Here is a 2,065-nt window from a genome sequence, read left to right as displayed (position 1 = left end):
ATCCATCGCCAGGAATGCGATGTCCAGCATCGCGTCGCCGAACCGGAGCCGGTCGTCGAACTCGAGGCAGTCGATCACCCGCGGTCCGTCGTCGGTGAGGTAGACGTCGGCGGCGAGGAGGTCCCCGTGGCCGTCGACGACCCGGCCGGCCGCCACGCGGGACCGCAGCAGCGGGGCCCGCCCCCGCAGGTAGCCCGACGCCAGGGCCGCGATGTCGTCGACGATCTCCGGGGCGTCCCTACCCACGTCGAGTCCGCGCAGGTGGTCGAGGGACTCCGCCCACAACCGCGCCACCGCGGCGGGGGAGCCCGCGGCGTCGATCTCCTCCGAGCGGGGGCTGGCGGTGTGGAGGTGGTCGATCTGCCGGGCCACCTCGCGGATGCCGGCCACGATGTCCGGATCGCCGTCCCCGGTCGAGCCCTCCTGCCGCGACCGCACCAGCGCGGCGAGGCTCCGGTGCGCGGGGAGGCGACGCATCCGCACGACGTGATCGATCACCTCGCCGTCGGGGCCCCTCACCTCCAGCACGCCGGTGTAGACGTCCGGGGCCAGTCGACTGTTGAGCTCGACCTCACGGCGGCTCTGCTCCGCCCGCGCCTCGACGGTGGTGTTGTCGAGGAAGCCGAGATCCAGTGGCTTGCGCACTTTGTGAGCCTGGTCACCCCAGAGGATGATGAGCGCACTGTGGGTCTCCACGAGGCCCGGAGGGCCCGGCGTCGCGGGATCTGATGCTCCGGACACGGTCATGGACCCAGCCTAGGCAGGGACGACGCCGCCCGTGGCGCCTCCGACGGACCCGCCCGACCCCGCGGGTACACGCGAGTGACCGGAGTGTTACATCAACGCGCCCTCACGATTCGGACCCCTTGCGCTCTCCCAGACCGCTTGTAGGGTCGCTGACGCACCTCGCTTCCGACCGGGGTGCCCGCGATGAGAGACATCGGGGTCGATGTAGATCGGAGACGTGCTCTATGACGAACACTCACCGGAAGACCACCAACCGCACCACCGCGAAGATCGCCGCCGTCGGCGCGTTCGGACTCGGTGCCGCCATCGCGTTCCCGGGCCTGGCCGCCGCGGAGGCCCCCACTGACCCCACCGCCAGCCTCGCCGACATCACGGGCGAGGACGGCAGCCTCGAGGGCGCCCTGGGCACCGACCTCGACCTCGACCTGGGCAGCCTGGCGTTCAACCTCAACCTCGATGCCGAGACCCCCAACCCGGGCTCCGTCGAGCTGGGTAGCCTCGGCGTCTCGCCGAACACCGGCAGCGCGCTGATCGACGGCAACTCCGGTTCCGCCGAGGACGAGACCGAGACCGCGACCGGGTCGGCCACCGGCTCCGCCGACGAGGATGCGACCGACGCCGACGCCGACAGCGGCTCGCTGGGCAGCAGCGACGAGACCACCGATGACACCGACGGCGTCACGACCGCCGCGGTGACCGAGGAGGCCCCGGCCACCAGCGGTTCGCTCGGCTCGGGTGACGAGACCACCGATGAGCCCCCCGTCGATGAGACCGCCGCCGAGACCGGGTCGCTGAGCGGGTCGCTCGCCGGCCTGAGCTCCGGCGCCGAGGACGACACCACCACCGGCGCCACCGTCGACGCCGAGGTCGAGGCCGACGCCGGGCTGAACTTCGGCTCGCTGGGCTGATAACCCCCGCGTCCACGACGCGCCTTCCCGGCCCGGGATCGTGCCCCTCCCCCTCACGATCCCGGGCCGTCGTGTGTCCGCCGACACTCATGGGGGATGATGCAGGTGTGACGATCGTCGTGGCCTGCGGGGCCTTCAAGGGCTCCCTCACCGCTGTCGAGGCGTGCCACCACGCGGCCGAGGGCGCCCGTCGGGCGCACCCCGACACCGATGTGCTGGAACGCCCGGTCGCCGACGGTGGGGGCGGCAGTCTCGAGGTGATGGTCGCCGGCGGCGCCCGGACCGTGCCCGTCACGGCATCGGGGCCCACCGGCGAGCCGGTCGAGACCTCGTTCGCCGCCATCGACCCCGACACCGCGTTCGTGGAGATGGCGGACGCCTGCGGCCTGCTGCGACTGCCCGGCGGCGAG

2 protein-coding genes and 1 pseudogene are annotated in these 2,065 nt (G+C 72.6%); 2 read left to right on the top strand and 1 reads right to left on the bottom strand.

Annotated elements, in window-relative coordinates:
- Positions 1-747: pseudogene (locus tag G6024_RS14035) on the bottom strand (gluconate kinase); the annotation flags it as partial.
- A 224-nt stretch (positions 748-971) separates the two neighbouring features.
- Here G6024_RS14035 and G6024_RS14030 point away from each other — a divergent pair.
- Together G6024_RS14030 and G6024_RS14025 are read left to right on the top strand one after the other, a co-directional pair.
- The gene (locus tag G6024_RS14030) at positions 972-1,655 is read left to right on the top strand and encodes a hypothetical protein (RefSeq protein ID WP_159148974.1); all 684 of its coding nucleotides are present in this window, start codon (positions 972-974) and stop codon (positions 1,653-1,655) included.
- A 107-nt stretch (positions 1,656-1,762) separates the two neighbouring features.
- Positions 1,763-2,065 (top strand): glycerate kinase (locus G6024_RS14025; RefSeq protein ID WP_182640397.1); only part of this gene is annotated, 303 nt, incomplete at its 3' end.

This window comes from Dietzia maris (assembly GCF_014144855.1).
Lineage (GTDB): Bacteria > Actinomycetota > Actinomycetes > Mycobacteriales > Mycobacteriaceae > Dietzia > Dietzia kunjamensis.
Note: the sequence above shows the minus strand (reverse complement) of the source record. Positions and strands in the feature narration are given on the sequence as shown.